The sequence below is a fragment of the Bacillus sp. AFS031507 genome, assembly GCF_002584635.1.
Classification (GTDB): domain Bacteria; phylum Bacillota; class Bacilli; order Bacillales; family Cytobacillaceae; genus Neobacillus.
On record NZ_NUOW01000023.1, the window covers coordinates 40,168 to 56,201 of the forward strand.

Here is a 16,034-nt window from a genome sequence, read left to right on the forward strand (position 1 = left end):
CACATCGGTAGTATTTTTCCAAGAAAGGCTTTATAAATACTTATTATCAATACCACACATTTTTTAATCGAAAAAGTAATTGTCTCAAGATTAGCCCACAATAATCTCTTACATATACAAACACAAAAAAAGCAGATGGATCGTCATCCATCTGCTTTTTATATGTTTGTATATTGTCCAGCTCAGCAATCAAGTTGCTGCACTTTTCAATTACTCAGTGATTGTAGTGATTGAACCTGAACCTACTGTACGTCCACCTTCACGAATAGAGAACTTAGTTCCTTCTTCGATAGCGATTGGAGCGATAAGTTCAACAGTCATTTCGATGTGGTCGCCAGGCATAACCATTTCAGTACCTTCTGGAAGCATACAAATACCAGTGATATCAGAAGTACGGAAATAGAATTGTGGACGGTAGTTTGAGAAGAATGGAGTGTGACGTCCACCTTCTTCTTTTGATAATACATAAACTTGTGCTTTGAACTTTGTGTGTGGAGTGATTGACTTTGGTTTAGCCAATACTTGACCACGTTCGATATCTTCACGTGCTACACCACGAAGAAGGGCACCGATGTTGTCACCAGCTTCAGCGAAATCAAGAAGCTTACGGAACATTTCTACACCTGTTACAGTAGTAGATTTTGGCTCTTCAGTGAAACCTACGATTTCAACTACGTCCCCTACTTTAACTACTCCACGCTCAACACGTCCAGTAGCAACAGTTCCACGACCAGTGATTGAGAATACATCCTCAACTGGCATCATGAATGGCTTGTCAGTGTCACGAGTTGGTGTTGGAATCCACTCATCAACAGCAGTCATAAGTTCATTGATTTTTTCTTCCCACGCAGCTTCGCCTTCTAATGCTTTAAGAGCAGAACCTTTGATAACTGGAGTGTCATCACCAGGGAAGTCGTATTCTGATAATAGATCACGAATTTCCATTTCTACTAATTCAAGAAGTTCTTCATCGTCAACCATGTCACACTTGTTCATGAATACAACAAGGTATGGTACACCTACTTGACGTGAAAGAAGGATGTGTTCACGAGTTTGTGGCATTGGGCCGTCAGTTGCAGATACAACTAGGATACCGCCGTCCATTTGCGCAGCACCAGTGATCATGTTTTTAACATAGTCAGCGTGTCCTGGGCAGTCTACGTGTGCATAGTGACGAGCATCTGTTTCATATTCTACGTGTGCAGTTGAGATTGTGATACCACGTTCTTTTTCTTCTGGTGCACCGTCGATTTGATCGTATGCACGTGCTTCTGCTTTACCTGTTTTAGCAAGTACAGAAGTGATTGCAGCTGTTAAAGTTGTTTTACCATGGTCAACGTGTCCGATTGTACCAATGTTAACGTGTGGTTTTGAACGGTCGAATTTAGCTTTACCCATTAGGAAATCCTCCTCTAAATTATAAAAATTTAAGTTTTGTTTTTTATGTAAGCCGTGAATTGGGTTGCCCAAATTCACGGCTTCCACTGCTTACAAATGTAGTTATACTTAATTATAAGGTGAAAATCAATTATTCACCTTTATTTTTTTTGATGATTTCTTCAGAAACTGACTTTGGTACTTCTTCATAGTGATCGAAGTGCATGGAGAATACTCCACGTCCTTGAGTACTAGAACGAAGTGCTGTTGCATAACCAAACATCTCTGAAAGTGGAACGCTAGAGCGAACTACTTGTGCGTTACCACGAGCTTCCATACCTTCAACACGACCACGGCGAGCTGTGATTTGTCCCATGATATCTCCTAAATATTCTTCAGGGATAACAACTTCAACTCTCATCATAGGCTCAAGAATAACAGGCTTACACTTAGAAGCAGCATTCTTAAGTGCCATTGATGCAGCGATTTTAAACGCCATCTCTGAGGAGTCAACATCATGGTATGAACCATCAAATAATCTTGCTTTAATATCAACTAATGGATATCCAGCAAGAACACCACGGTCTAGTGCATCTTCAAGTCCAGCTTGAACAGCAGGAATGTATTCACGAGGAACAACCCCACCAACAATACCGTTTACAAACTCGAATCCTTTACCTTCATCGTTAGGTGAGAATTCAATCCAAACATGTCCATATTGACCGCGACCACCAGATTGACGAGCGAATTTTCCTTCAACTTGTGCAGAAGCACGGAAGGTTTCGCGATATGCAACCTGAGGCGCACCAACATTAGCTTCTACCTTAAACTCACGACGCATACGGTCTACAAGAATATCAAGGTGAAGTTCACCCATACCTGCAATGATTACTTGTCCAGTTTCCTGGTCAGTATGTGCACGGAATGTAGGATCTTCTTCTTGAAGTTTTTGAAGTGCAGTTGTCATTTTGTCTTGGTCAGCTTTTGATTTTGGTTCTACTGAAAGTTGAATTACTGGTTCTGGGAATACCATAGACTCAAGGATAACAAGATTTTTCTCATCACAAAGAGTATCACCAGTAGTTGTATCTTTCAAACCTACAGCAGCAGCAATGTCACCAGCGTAAACCTTAGAGATTTCTTGGCGGCTGTTTGCATGCATTTGCAGGATACGTCCTACACGCTCACGCTTACCTTTTGTAGAGTTTTGGACATATGATCCAGCATCTAATGTACCAGAGTAAACGCGGAAGAATGTTAATTTACCAACATAAGGGTCAGTCATAACTTTGAATGCTAGAGCAGAAAATGGCTCTTCATCGCTAGAATGACGTTCAACGATTTCTTCATCATCATCAACAGCATGACCTTTAATTGCAGGAACATCTAATGGTGATGGAAGGTAATCGATAACAGCATCTAACATTAGCTGAACACCTTTGTTTTTGAATGCTGAACCACAGATAACTGGATAGAATTCAACATTAACAGTACCTTTACGAATTGCTGCTTTAAGCTCTTCTTTAGTGATTTCTTCTCCACCAAGGTATTTCTCCATTAATACTTCATCTAACTCAGCTACTGCTTCTACTAACTTTTCACGGTATTCTTCAGCTTGTGCTTTAAATTCTTCAGGAATCTCACGTACTTCAATATCAGTACCTAAGTCATTTCCGTAGAATACAGCATTCATTTCCACAAGGTCAATGATTGCTTCAAACTGATCTTCAGCACCGATTGGCAACTGAATTGGATGTGCATTTGCTTGAAGACGGTCATGGATTGTTCCTACTGAATATAAGAAGTCTGCTCCAATTTTGTCCATCTTGTTTACAAATACTACACGAGGTACACCGTAAGTTGTTGCTTGGCGCCAAACTGTTTCAGTTTGCGGCTCAACACCAGACTGTGCATCAAGTACAGCTACTGCACCATCGAGAACACGCAAAGAACGTTCAACTTCAACTGTAAAGTCTACGTGTCCTGGTGTATCGATAATGTTTACACGATGGCCATGCCATTGTGCTGTTGTTGCAGCGGAAGTGATTGTGATTCCGCGCTCTTGTTCTTGCTCCATCCAGTCCATCTGAGAAGCACCTTCATGTGTTTCACCAATCTTATGGATACGACCAGTGTAATAAAGAACACGCTCAGTGGTAGTCGTCTTACCGGCATCAATGTGAGCCATGATACCGATATTACGAGTGTTTGCTAAGGAGAACTCTCTTGCCATTGGGTCTTTCTCCTTCCTAGTTTGAAAGTTTTTATATTGAAGGTTAGATTACCAACGATAGTGAGCAAACGCTTTGTTTGCTTCTGCCATTTTGTGTGTATCTTCACGCTTTTTAACAGATGCACCAGTGTTGTTAGCTGCATCCATGATTTCATTAGCTAAACGCTCTTCCATCGTTTTTTCTCCACGGTTACGTGAATAATTCACTAACCAACGAAGACCTAGAGTTGAACGGCGGTCAGGACGCACCTCAACTGGAACTTGGTAGTTAGCACCACCTACACGGCGAGCTTTAACTTCAAGTACAGGCATGATGTTTTTAAGTGCTGCTTCAAAAACTTCCATTGGCTCTTTGCCAGTACGTTCGCGAATTGTATCGAACGCAGAGTAAAGAATTTCTTGTGATTTACCTCTTTTACCGTCAACCATCATTTTGTTGATTAAACGAGTAACTAATTTAGAGTTATAAAGTGGATCTGGTAACACGTCTCTTTTTGCTACAGGACCTTTACGTGGCATTATATTTCCTCCTTTCAAAGAAGCTTCTATTTAAGTTGTTTTATTTCTTAGCTGCTTTTGGTCTCTTTGTACCGTATTTAGAACGTCCTTGCATACGGTTGTTTACACCAGCTGTATCAAGCGCTCCACGTACGATGTGATAACGTACCCCTGGTAAATCTTTTACACGTCCTCCACGGATAAGAACAACGCTGTGCTCTTGAAGATTGTGTCCAATACCAGGAATGTATGCTGTTACCTCGATACCATTAGTCAAACGTACACGCGCATATTTACGTAACGCTGAGTTTGGTTTCTTTGGTGTCATTGTACCAACACGAGTACATACACCGCGTTTTTGTGGTGAAGATACATTCGTTTGTGATTTTTTGAAGCTGTTATAACCTTTATTTAACGCAGGTGATTTTGACTTTTCCTCTTTAGATTGACGAGGCTTGCGCACTAATTGGTTAATAGTAGGCATTTGTGTTTCCTCCCTTCATTATTTGTAAGCCCACACATCCAGGTGGTTCATTTTTTCGCAAAAACAAAGTTTCTGCAGACATTCTATCTACAAAAACGCTTTTAGCTGATAATTGCAACAGTTGAAGCACCAACTTCAATCCCGCATGCCTTCCCGAGTTTTTTCATCGAGTCAACATATAGGATAGGAACATTTATATCAAGAGCTTCTTTAGCAACTACTGCTGTTACTTTCGCATCAGCATCACTTGCTATAATCAACTCTCGCACATTACCATCTTTAAGTGCTTTGACTGTTTGTTTTGTTCCTATAACGAACTTTTGTGCCTGCAATACTTTTTCATAAGACATAATTCATATCCTCCAAAGTATCAGGTGAATAGGAGCACCTTTGATATAGTACCATCTTTACAAATAGATGTCAACACGACTTTAAATAATTTCTTAAAATAAGGAATAACGAAAAGCGCAAGCGCCTTGATCAGGGGCGACAAGCATAAGACGAGCCGACGGGAAGGTTGCTTTATAACCTTCCCGACGGATTGGCTTATGACCTCGAGCCCCTAGGCGCTGGAGCTAGACATTAACCATATTTTATTAATCAATAGTAACTGTTTCTTCAGAAGTGGTATCACGGAGTACAGGCTCAGCTTTGCGATAACGCGGCATCCCTGTTCCAGCCGGAATCAGCTTTCCGATAATAACATTTTCTTTTAGACCTAGTAATTCATCACGTTTACCTTTGATGGCTGCATCGGTAAGAACTCTTGTTGTTTCTTGGAACGATGCTGCAGATAGGAATGAATCAGTTTCAAGCGACGCTTTGGTAATACCAAGTAATACTGGACGACCTGTAGCCGGTAACTTGCCAGCTAACAATGCCTTTTCATTCGCATCAGTAAACTGATGGATATCAAGAAGTGTTCCTGGAAGAACGTCTGTTTCACCAGCATCCCCCACACGAACCTTGCGCAGCATTTGACGGACCATTACTTCAACGTGCTTATCACCAATTTCTACCCCTTGCATACGGTAAACCTTTTGTACTTCTTTTAATAGGTACTCTTGAACAGATGTAACATCTTTTACTCGGATTAACTCTTTCGGATCAATCGAACCTTCAGTTAGTTCTTCACCACGAGCGACATGATCATTTACTGCCACTTTTAAGCGTGCTGTATATGGAGCATTGTAGGTGCGTGATTCAACTTCACCTTGAACAACAATTTCATGTTGGCGATCACGGCCTTCATTAATTCCAACAACCACACCTTCAATTTCAGTGATAACTGCTTGACCTTTAGGGTTACGAGCTTCAAAAATCTCTTGGATACGCGGTAAACCTTGAGTAATATCGTCTCCCGCAACACCACCTGTATGGAATGTACGCATTGTTAACTGTGTACCCGGCTCACCGATGGATTGCGCTGCAATAATACCTACAGATTCACCAACCTCAACCTCTTGACCAGTTGCCAAGTTGCGGCCATAACACTTCTTACATACACCATGACGGGTATTACAAGTAAACGCAGACCGGATTTTTACTTGTTCAATACCTGCTTCGACAATAATTTCTGCTAAATCCTCAGTAATCAAGCCATTTTCAGGAACAAGTACCTTCTTGGTTTCTGGATGTCTAATCGCAGTTCGTGCATGACGGCCAATTAGACGTTCGTCCAATCCTTCGATAATTTCAGTTCCGTCTTTTAATGCACTGATTATAAAGCCACGGTCTGTTCCACAATCATCTTCACGGACAATAACATCCTGTGCAACGTCAACAAGACGACGTGTTAAGTAACCAGAGTCAGCCGTTTTAAGGGCAGTATCAGCAAGACCTTTACGCGCACCATGAGTGGAGATAAAGTACTCTAATACCGTTAATCCTTCACGGAAACTTGATTTAATCGGTAATTCAATAATTCGTCCAGCCGGGTTGGCCATTAGACCACGCATACCAGCTAACTGGGTAAAGTTAGATGCGTTACCACGGGCACCGGAATCACTCATCATAAAGATTGGATTCGATTTATTCAGGGATTTCATTAGTTTACCTTGAATGGTGTCTTTTGCGGCACTCCAGATCGCAATAACACGATCGTAACGCTCATCTTCAGTAATTAGACCACGTCTGAACTGCTTCAAAACGTTATCTACTTTACCTTGTGCTTCTTTAAGAATTTCCTGCTTTTCAGGAAGTACGACAATGTCAGCTACACCAACCGTAAGTCCTGCTTTCGTTGAATGCTTAAAGCCCAAGTCCTTCATGCGGTCAAGCATTTTTGACGTTTCGGTAATTTTGAAACGCTTGAATACTTCAGCAATGATATTTCCAAGGATTTTCTTTTTGAACGGATCAATTAATGACATTTCTTGAATTTTCGCCCTAATGTCTTCGCCTTTTTCAACAAAATATTTTACAGGTGTTTCTACTTCCAAATTATGTCTAGTTGGTTCATTAATATACGGGAATGATTTTGGCAGAATTTCATTGAAAATAAGTTTACCAACCGTTGTGATTAATAACTTATTATTTTGTTCTTCTGTGAATGTTTCATTTCCTAATGAGCCCGCATGGACAGCTACACGTGTATGCATGTGAACATAGCCGTTTTGATAAGCAAGTACTGCTTCGTTCGTGTCTTTAAAAATCATTCCCTCACCGACAGCGCCATCTCTTTCCAATGTTAAGTAATAGTTACCTAAAACCATGTCTTGAGAAGGAGTAACAACAGGCTTACCATCTTTAGGGTTTAAGATATTTTGTGCTGCAAGCATTAATAATCGTGCTTCTGCTTGTGCCTCTGATGAAAGCGGCACGTGAACAGCCATTTGGTCACCATCAAAATCCGCATTGTATGCTGTACATACAAGAGGATGAAGACGAATCGCACGGCCTTCAACAAGTGTTGGTTCAAATGCTTGAATCCCTAATCTATGCAATGTAGGGGCACGGTTTAATAATACCGGATGCTCTCTGATTACATCTTCAAGTACATCCCACACATCTGGAGATACTCTTTCTATTTTACGTTTTGCAGATTTGATGTTATGCGCTAAGCCCTTTTCAACGAGTTCCTTCATAACAAATGGCTTAAATAGTTCTAACGCCATTTCTTTAGGAAGTCCGCACTGATACATTTTAAGGTTTGGTCCTACAACGATAACGGAACGTCCAGAATAATCTACACGTTTTCCAAGCAAGTTTTGACGGAAACGGCCTTGCTTTCCTTTTAGCATATGGGAAAGTGACTTCAATGGACGGTTACCTGGTCCTGTAACTGGACGCCCGCGGCGGCCGTTATCAATCAAGGCATCAACTGCTTCTTGAAGCATCCGTTTTTCATTCTGAACAATAATGCTTGGAGCACCTAAATCTAACAAACGCTTTAAGCGGTTATTACGGTTTATTACACGACGATAAAGATCGTTTAAGTCAGATGTCGCAAATCTCCCCCCATCCAATTGAACCATTGGACGAAGTTCAGGAGGTATAACTGGAAGAACGTCAAGAATCATCCATGAAGGCTCATTTCCAGAACCACGGAATGCTTCCAGCACTTCAAGGCGTTTAATCGCACGCGTACGACGCTGACCTTGTGCACTTTTTAATTCCTCTTTTAAGGCGTCTACTTCCTTGTTTAAATCGATATCAAAAAGAAGTTTTTTAATTGCTTCTGCACCCATGGCAGCTTGGAATTTGTTTCCGTACTTTTCACGGTATGCCCGATATTCTTTTTCAGATAATAGCTGCTTTTTATCAAGAGCTGTATCACCGGATTCCGTCACTACATAAGAAGCAAAGTAGATGATTTCCTCCAAAGCCCTTGGTGACATGTCTAAAACAAGTCCCATTCGGCTTGGAATTCCTTTAAAGTACCATATATGTGAAACTGGTGCAGCAAGCTCGATGTGCCCCATTCGTTCACGACGAACTTTAGCACGAGTTACTTCCACACCACAGCGGTCACATACAACGCCTTTATAACGGACACGTTTGTACTTCCCGCAATGACATTCCCAGTCCTTCGTTGGACCGAAAATTCGTTCACAGAATAAACCATCCTTTTCAGGCTTTAATGTACGATAGTTAATCGTTTCTGGTTTTTTGACTTCTCCGAAAGACCATGAACGGATTTTGTCCGGTGAAGCAAGACCAATCTTCATATACTCAAAATTATTAACATCCAGCAAGGGGCCTACCTCCCTTTTGATATCTCCAGGTTTTACCCTTATTGCGTTATAAAGCGGAAGCGCGCGTCTTAGCCCCGACAAGCATAAGACGAAATCCGCAAGAAGGCGTCTTTTGCCTTCTGGAGGATTTTGGCTTATGACCTCGAGGGGTTGCGCGCTGCAGCTAGGAATCAATTTAAGTTGGAGTGCAGATTGCACTCCAACTAGCATATATTATTACTCTTTTGAACCGACTTTTTCAGATTCAAATGCTTGCTCAGGAACGATGTTTAACGTATCGACTTGTTGTAAGTCATCGTCATCTTCCGTATCGCGCATTTCGATTTCTTCTTCATCACCAGAAAGAATTTTTACATCCATTCCAAGACTCTGAAGTTCTTTAATTAATACTTTGAATGATTCAGGAACACCAGGTTCTGGAACATTTTCGCCTTTAACAATCGCTTCATATGTTTTCACACGACCAACAACGTCATCTGATTTAACAGTAAGAATTTCTTGAAGTGTGTATGCTGCTCCGTATGCTTCAAGTGCCCAAACTTCCATCTCACCAAAGCGCTGTCCGCCAAATTGAGCTTTACCGCCCAATGGCTGCTGCGTAACAAGTGAGTAAGGACCAGTTGAACGGGCATGGAGTTTATCATCGACCATGTGTGCGAGCTTAATCATATACATGACACCTACAGAGACACGGTTATCAAATGGTTCCCCAGAACGGCCATCATAAAGGACCGTTTTCGCATCACGAGCCATTCCTGCTTCTTCAATCGTTCCCCAAACATCTTCTTCACGCGCTCCATCAAATACAGGAGAAGCGACATGAATACCTAGGTAGCGAGCTGCCATCCCAAGGTGAAGTTCAAGCACCTGTCCAATGTTCATCCGTGAAGGTACGCCCAGTGGATTTAACATGATATCAACAGGAGTACCATCTGGTAAAAATGGCATATCTTCTTCCGGTAAAATACGAGAGATTACCCCTTTGTTACCATGACGTCCCGCCATTTTATCTCCCTCAGAAATCTTACGCTTCTGAACGATATAAACACGGACCAGTTGATTTACACCTGGTGGCAGTTCATCGCCATCTTCACGATTAAAGACTTTTACATCAAGAACAATTCCGCCGCCGCCATGTGGAACTCGTAGTGACGTATCACGAACTTCACGTGCCTTTTCACCAAAAATTGCGTGTAAAAGACGTTCTTCTGCCGTTAATTCTGTAACTCCTTTTGGCGTAACTTTACCAACTAGGAGATCTCCGTCTTTAACTTCAGCACCGGTACGGATAATCCCACGCTCATCCAAGTTGCGAAGGGCATCTTCACCCACGTTTGGAATATCACGTGTAATTTCTTCAGGTCCAAGCTTTGTATCACGAGATTCTGACTCGTATTCTTCGATATGGATAGATGTGTATACATCATCTTTAACAAGACGTTGACTCATAATAATCGCATCTTCATAGTTATAGCCATCCCATGTCATAAAGGCAACAAGGACGTTGCGTCCAAGGGCTAATTCGCCAAGTTCCATTGATGGACCATCAGCAAGAATTTCGCCTTTTGTTACGCGGTTGCCCACAGCAACAATTGGACGTTGGTTATAACATGTTCCTTGATTGGAACGGATGAATTTTAACATACGGTACTTATCAAGATTACCTTTAACCTCTTGACCATCAACAACATTAATGCGACGCACCCATACTTCACGTGCTTCTACATGCTCAACAATACCTTCGTGCTTACAGATAACCGCAGCACCTGAGTCTTTACCGGATACATATTCCATACCCGTTCCAACTCTTGGAGCTTCTGGCTGCATAAGCGGTACTGCTTGACGCTGCATGTTCGCACCCATAAGGGCACGGTTGGAGTCATCGTTTTCAAGGAACGGGATACACGCTGTTGCCGCAGACACAACCTGCTTTGGCGATACATCCATATAATCAATTCGTTCACGTTTAACTACCGTGTTTTCACCACGGAAACGAGCAACAACATCTTCATCGACGAATGAACCATCATCACTTAGACGAGAATTCGCTTGGGCTGTAACATAGTTATCTTCTTCATCAGCAGTTAAGTAATCGATCCGGCTTGTAACCTTCCCTGTATCAGGGTCGACACGGCGGTAAGGTGTTTCAATAAACCCAAAACGGTTTACTTTTGCATAAGATGATAACGAGTTAATCAGACCAATGTTCGGACCCTCTGGTGTCTCAATCGGACACATACGGCCATAGTGAGAGTAGTGAACGTCACGAACTTCGAATCCGGCACGCTCACGCGTTAAACCACCAGGTCCTAATGCAGATAGACGACGCTTGTGTGTTAATTCAGCAAGCGGGTTGGTTTGATCCATGAACTGCGATAATTGCGAGCTTCCAAAGAACTCTTTTATCGAAGCAATAACCGGACGAATATTAATTAATTGCTGTGGTGTGATTGTTGCTGTATCTTGGATTGACATTCTTTCGCGTACGACACGTTCCATACGGGATAATCCGATTCGGAACTGATTTTGTAGGAGTTCTCCTACAGAGCGAAGACGTCTGTTTCCTAGATGGTCAATATCATCTGTATCGCCTACTCCATGCAATAAATTGAAGAAGTAGCTAATCGATGCAATGATATCTGCAGGTGTAATATTTTTAATTGGTTCGGCCACATAGGCGTTACCTAAGACATTAATTACTTTTTCATTTTCATCGCCAGGAGCATAAATCTTAATGTCCTGAAGAGTAATTTCCTCATCAACTACGCCGCCATAAGGATTGAAGCCTTTGAAATTAATATTCTTTTCTAAGGCTGGCAACACTCTATCCAGATTTCTTCTGTCTAGAACTGTTCCCTTTTCAGCGATAATTTCGCCCGTTTCAGGATCCGCAAGCGATTCTGCTAAGCGCTGGTTGAATAAGCGGTTTTTAATATGAAGCTTTTTATTAATTTTATAACGACCTACATTCGCAAGATCATATCGCTTTGGATCGAAGAAACGCGAAATTAATAGACTCTTTGCGTTTTCAACAGTAGGGGGTTCACCCGGACGAAGTCGCTCATAAATTTCTAGAAGCGCTTTGTCAACACCTTCTGTATTGTCCTTCTCTAATGTGTTACGGATGTACTCGTTATCACCGATCAATTCGATGATTTCTTGATCAGAACCGAAGCCAAGTGCACGCAAAAGAACCGTAACGGGCAGTTTCCGAGTACGATCTATTCTCACATATACGACATCTTTGGCGTCTGTTTCATATTCCAGCCAAGCGCCGCGGTTCGGAATGACAGTAGCCGAGTAGCCACGTTTTCCATTTTTATCGAGTTTCCCACTAAAGTAAACGCTCGGAGAACGCACTAATTGTGAAACGATAACACGTTCTGCCCCGTTAATGACAAACGTACCCGTTTCAGTCATAAGTGGAAAATCACCCATAAAAACATCTTGATCTTTTACTTCGCCTGTTTCTTTGTTTACAAGACGTACTTTTACACGTAATGGAGCAGAATATGTAACGTCCCGTTCTTTTGATTCTTCAACAGAATACTTTGGATCGCCAAGGCTGTAATCAATAAATTCTAGTGATAGGTTACCAGTAAAATCTTCTATTGGTGAAATATCCTGGAACATTTCACGCAAACCCTCATCAAGAAACCATTGATAGGATGAGGTTTGGATTTCAATAAGATTTGGTAATTCTAAAACCTCACTGATTCGTGCGTAACTTCTTCGTTGGCGGTGTCGTCCATACTGAACTAGTTGACCTGTCAACTGATTCACCCCTCAAATCAAGCGTTATTATTAAAATCTATAAGCGTTTATGGATCAGAATTTTACTTCCTTTCCAATAAACAAAAAGAAAAAGGGTTTTTTACTAAAAACCACATTTTCACATTTTGACTATTATTTTGTCATCATTTCCTTAATATCCCTTTTTTATACATTGAAATTAAGTGTTTTAAGGAATAATTCGGAAATTATTATGATGGCATTTTATAATGCTATCATAGTGACATTTTCAAGTCAACTTTTTTGTGCCTTTATGACAAAATAACCTTTGGATTTGTCAATAGTTTCGACGTGGTTAAATAAAAAATTTAATTTTTCAATTGCGGATGGTGCTCCTTGTTTCTTTTGAATGACAACCCAGAGCTCACCCTGAGATGTAAGATGCTCGAAGCTTTGTTCAAAAATATCATGAACCGTTTTTTTTCCCGCTCTAATCGGTGGATTTGTTAAAATAGCAGCAAACGTGTTTTCCTTTACATTCAGCAAACGATCACTTTCATATATCTTAACGTTCTGTATCCGATTAAGTTCTGCATTTTCCTTCGCCAAAGCAATTGCCCGTTCATTAACATCAATCATATGTATCATACGATCATGGTAAGATTTCGCAATCGAAAGACCAATTGGTCCATAGCCGCAGCCTACATCCAGGAGTAATCCATCTGCATTCGGCATTTCAAAAGACTCAATTAATAAACGTGAGCCGAAATCTACTTCTCTTTTTGAAAAAACACCGTTATCCGTTTTAAAACGGAACTGGTTATTTTTTAAAGTGTAATCCCAAAATTTAGGATCACTTTCAACCTTCTGCATACGAGAATAGTAGTGTTCAGACAACTGACTCACCTCCGAGGAATATTAATAATTGAAGATAAACGAGGACTAAAAATTTAGTTAAGGCAAAAAAAGCCCGCTTATACAGCGAGCTTTTTTATAAGATTATTACTTAACTTCAACGTTTGCTCCAACTTCAGCAAGTTTAGCTTTAACTTCTTCAGCTTCTTCTTTAGAAACGCCTTCTTTAACAGCTTTTGGTGTGTTGTCAACAAGGTCTTTTGCTTCTTTAAGTCCAAGACCAGTGATTTCACGAACAACTTTGATAACCTTGATTTTTTGATCGCCAGCGCTAGCTAGGATAACATCAAATTCAGTTTGTTCTTCAACAGCTGCTACAGCCGCGCCACCCATTGCAACAGGAGCTGCAGCAGTTACGCCGAATTCTTCTTCGATTGCTTTTACTAGATCGTTAAGTTCTAAAACAGTCATAGTTTTAACTGCTTCAATGATTTGTTCTTTAGTCATGATAAATTTCCTCCTTAGTTTTCGTTCAAATTTATTTGATATGCGTATTCAGGCTAACTTACGCGCCTTGTTCTTCTTTTTGTTCTGCAACTGCTTTTGTAACAAGAGCAAGGTTGCGGATTGGAGCTTGTAGTACGCTGAGTAACATAGATAGTAAACCTTCGCGTGATGGTAGGTCTGCAAGAGCTTTAATTTCTTCGGCTGTTGCAACGTTTCCTTCAATTACACCCGCTTTAAGTTCAAGTGCTTCATGTTTTTTCGCAAAGTCATTCAAGATCTTAGCTGGTGCTACTACATCTTCAGTACTGAACGCAATTGCGTTAGGGCCTGTTAATGCAGCGTTTAATCCAGCAAGTTCAGCAGCTTCAGCCGCACGGCGAACCATTGAGTTTTTGTAAACTTTAAATTCAACGCCTGCTTCGCGAAGTTGTTTACGAAGTTCAGTTACTTCTGCAACTGAAAGACCACGATAATCAACAACAACAGTAGAAACACTAGCTTTTAACTTATCAGTAATTTCATCAACGATTTGTTTCTTTAATTCGATTACACTGCTCATCTTTACACCTCCTGTAGAATATCTACATTTATACCAGGCAAATAAAAGCCTCCATATCAATCGGTGACATGGAGGCAGCATACAACAGCTGAACAAGTTCAGCTAATTCTATCGCATTACCTCGGCAGGAAATTAAGCTGCTAGAGCACCTGCTGTCTACAGTACAAATGTTATTATTTTAAACAACAAAATAGATTATATAAAATCTATTATAGATTGTCAATTGGTAAAATTTATTTAACTGCTACAGATGAAGGATCAACTTTAACGCCAGGTCCCATTGTTGAAGCAACAGTTACGTTCTTCATGTAAGTTCCTTTTGCAGCAGATGGCTTCACTTTTAGCATAGTTTCAAAGATAGTGCTGAAGTTTTCAACAAGCTTCTCGTTTTCGAAAGATGCTTTACCGATTGGCACGTGAATGTTACCAGACTTGTCAACGCGGTATTCAACTTTACCAGCTTTAATTTCATTAATCGCACGAGTCACATCAAATGTAACTGTACCTGTTTTAGGGTTTGGCATTAAACCTTTAGGTCCTAATACACGACCAAGTTTACCAACTTCACCCATCATGTCAGGAGTTGCTACGATTACATCAAATTCAAACCAACCTTGTTGGATTTTGTTGATGTACTCTGCATCACCTACATAATCAGCACCAGCTGCTTCTGCTTCTTTTACTTTTTCACCCTTAGCGAAAACTAGAACGCGTTGCGTTTTACCAGTTCCGTTTGGAAGTACAACTGCACCACGGATTTGTTGGTCAGCTTTCTTAGGGTCAACACCTAAACGGAATGCTACTTCTAGAGTTGCATCAAATTTAGTGAAGTTTGTTTTTTTAGCAAGATCAATTGCTTCTGCAATCGGATATGCCTTTAGGCGATCTACAAGCTTTGAAGCTTCTAAATACTTCTTACCTTTTTTAGCCATTTTTATTTCCTCCTAGATTGTGGTTTTAGCGAATTATTCTCCCACGAATAAAGGTTGCGCAGAAACGCAACCCCACTCATTCAACACGAACAGTTACATGAATTAGTCTTCGATGACGATACCCATGCTGCGTGCAGTACCTTCGACCATGCGCATTGCTGCTTCAACGCTAGCTGCGTTTAGGTCAGGCATTTTTTGTTCCGCAATCTCGCGTACTGTATCACGCTTTACTGTTGCTACTTTATTACGGTTAGGTTCACCAGAACCAGACTGGATTCCAGCTGCTACTTTCAAAAGAACGGCAGCAGGAGGAGTTTTCGTAATAAATGTAAATGAACGGTCTTCAAATACCGTGATTTCAACAGGAATGATCAAACCAGCTTGATCTGCTGTACGAGCGTTAAATTCTTTACAGAATCCCATGATATTAACACCGGCTTGACCTAGTGCAGGACCAACTGGTGGCGCAGGGTTTGCTTTCCCAGCAGGAATTTGTAATTTAACGACTTTAATTACTTTTTTAGCCACGAGACACACCTCCTTAAAGTCCGTGATGTGGTAATAGGAATCCGTTAGGAATCCTCCCACTCAGGCATCTGTCTTTATCTATTGATCATAAAGAACTTGACATAAGTCTTGTCTCACAAGGAGACATACTGAC

12 protein-coding genes and 1 other annotated feature are annotated in these 16,034 nt (G+C 41.0%); all 12 genes read right to left on the bottom strand.

Annotated elements, in window-relative coordinates; genetic code table 11:
• Positions 1-210 precede the first annotated feature (210 nt).
• Positions 211-1,398, bottom strand: a complete 1,188-nt coding sequence (gene tuf, locus COE25_RS19875; protein WP_098933840.1) for an elongation factor Tu — start codon at positions 1,396-1,398, stop codon at positions 211-213.
• Positions 1,399-1,528: 130 nt separating this feature from the next.
• A complete protein-coding gene (gene fusA, locus COE25_RS19880; RefSeq protein ID WP_098933841.1) occupies positions 1,529-3,610 on the bottom strand; it encodes an elongation factor G in 2,082 nt (693 codons plus the stop codon).
• Between the two features lie 48 nt (positions 3,611-3,658).
• A complete protein-coding gene (gene rpsG, locus COE25_RS19885; protein WP_098933842.1) occupies positions 3,659-4,129 on the bottom strand; it encodes a 30S ribosomal protein S7 in 471 nt (156 codons plus the stop codon).
• 40 nt (positions 4,130-4,169) lie between these two features.
• Positions 4,170-4,592 carry a 30S ribosomal protein S12 gene (gene rpsL / locus COE25_RS19890; RefSeq protein WP_026565517.1) on the bottom strand — a complete coding sequence of 141 codons (423 nt, stop codon included), beginning with the start codon at positions 4,590-4,592 and terminating at the stop codon, positions 4,170-4,172.
• 101 nt (positions 4,593-4,693) lie between these two features.
• A complete protein-coding gene (locus COE25_RS19895) occupies positions 4,694-4,942 on the bottom strand; it encodes a 50S ribosomal protein L7ae-like protein (protein WP_098933843.1) in 249 nt (82 codons plus the stop codon).
• Positions 4,943-5,188: 246 nt separating this feature from the next.
• Complete coding sequence (gene rpoC / locus COE25_RS19900; RefSeq protein ID WP_098933857.1) at positions 5,189-8,788, bottom strand: DNA-directed RNA polymerase subunit beta'; 3,600 nt, start codon at positions 8,786-8,788, stop codon at positions 5,189-5,191.
• A 216-nt stretch (positions 8,789-9,004) separates the two neighbouring features.
• The gene (gene rpoB, locus COE25_RS19905) at positions 9,005-12,562 is read right to left on the bottom strand and encodes a DNA-directed RNA polymerase subunit beta (protein ID WP_098933844.1); all 3,558 of its coding nucleotides are present in this window, start codon (positions 12,560-12,562) and stop codon (positions 9,005-9,007) included.
• Positions 12,563-12,814: 252 nt separating this feature from the next.
• Positions 12,815-13,417, bottom strand: coding sequence for a class I SAM-dependent methyltransferase (locus COE25_RS19910; RefSeq protein WP_098933845.1), 603 nt, complete (start codon positions 13,415-13,417; stop codon positions 12,815-12,817).
• A gap of 105 nt (positions 13,418-13,522) precedes the next feature.
• On the bottom strand, positions 13,523-13,882 hold the full coding sequence (rplL, locus tag COE25_RS19915; RefSeq protein ID WP_098933846.1) for a 50S ribosomal protein L7/L12: 360 nt from the start codon (positions 13,880-13,882) through the stop codon (positions 13,523-13,525).
• Between the two features lie 58 nt (positions 13,883-13,940).
• The gene (gene rplJ, locus COE25_RS19920; protein WP_098933847.1) at positions 13,941-14,441 is read right to left on the bottom strand and encodes a 50S ribosomal protein L10; all 501 of its coding nucleotides are present in this window, start codon (positions 14,439-14,441) and stop codon (positions 13,941-13,943) included.
• Positions 14,442-14,474: 33 nt separating this feature from the next.
• Positions 14,475-14,621, bottom strand: a sequence feature (ribosomal protein L10 leader region).
• Positions 14,622-14,674: 53 nt separating this feature from the next.
• Positions 14,675-15,373, bottom strand: coding sequence for a 50S ribosomal protein L1 (rplA, locus tag COE25_RS19925; RefSeq protein ID WP_098933848.1), 699 nt, complete (start codon positions 15,371-15,373; stop codon positions 14,675-14,677).
• Between the two features lie 102 nt (positions 15,374-15,475).
• On the bottom strand, positions 15,476-15,901 hold the full coding sequence (rplK, locus tag COE25_RS19930) for a 50S ribosomal protein L11 (RefSeq protein ID WP_007085303.1): 426 nt from the start codon (positions 15,899-15,901) through the stop codon (positions 15,476-15,478).
• Positions 15,902-16,034 lie beyond the last annotated feature (133 nt).

What these genes read in the sequence shown, in the direction of transcription:
- tuf (WP_098933840.1), bottom strand. Translation starts at nt 1,398, where the DNA reads ATGGGTAAAGCTAAATTCGACCGTTCAAAACCACACGTTAACATTGGT.
- fusA (WP_098933841.1), bottom strand. Translation starts at nt 3,610, where the DNA reads ATGGCAAGAGAGTTCTCCTTAGCAAACACTCGTAATATCGGTATCATG.
- rpsG (WP_098933842.1), bottom strand. Translation starts at nt 4,129, where the DNA reads ATGCCACGTAAAGGTCCTGTAGCAAAAAGAGACGTGTTACCAGATCCA.
- rpsL (WP_026565517.1), bottom strand. Translation starts at nt 4,592, where the DNA reads ATGCCTACTATTAACCAATTAGTGCGCAAGCCTCGTCAATCTAAAGAG.
- COE25_RS19895 (WP_098933843.1), bottom strand. Translation starts at nt 4,942, where the DNA reads ATGTCTTATGAAAAAGTATTGCAGGCACAAAAGTTCGTTATAGGAACA.
- rplL (WP_098933846.1), bottom strand. Translation starts at nt 13,882, where the DNA reads ATGACTAAAGAACAAATCATTGAAGCAGTTAAAACTATGACTGTTTTA.
- rplJ (WP_098933847.1), bottom strand. Translation starts at nt 14,441, where the DNA reads ATGAGCAGTGTAATCGAATTAAAGAAACAAATCGTTGATGAAATTACT.
- rplA (WP_098933848.1), bottom strand. Translation starts at nt 15,373, where the DNA reads ATGGCTAAAAAAGGTAAGAAGTATTTAGAAGCTTCAAAGCTTGTAGAT.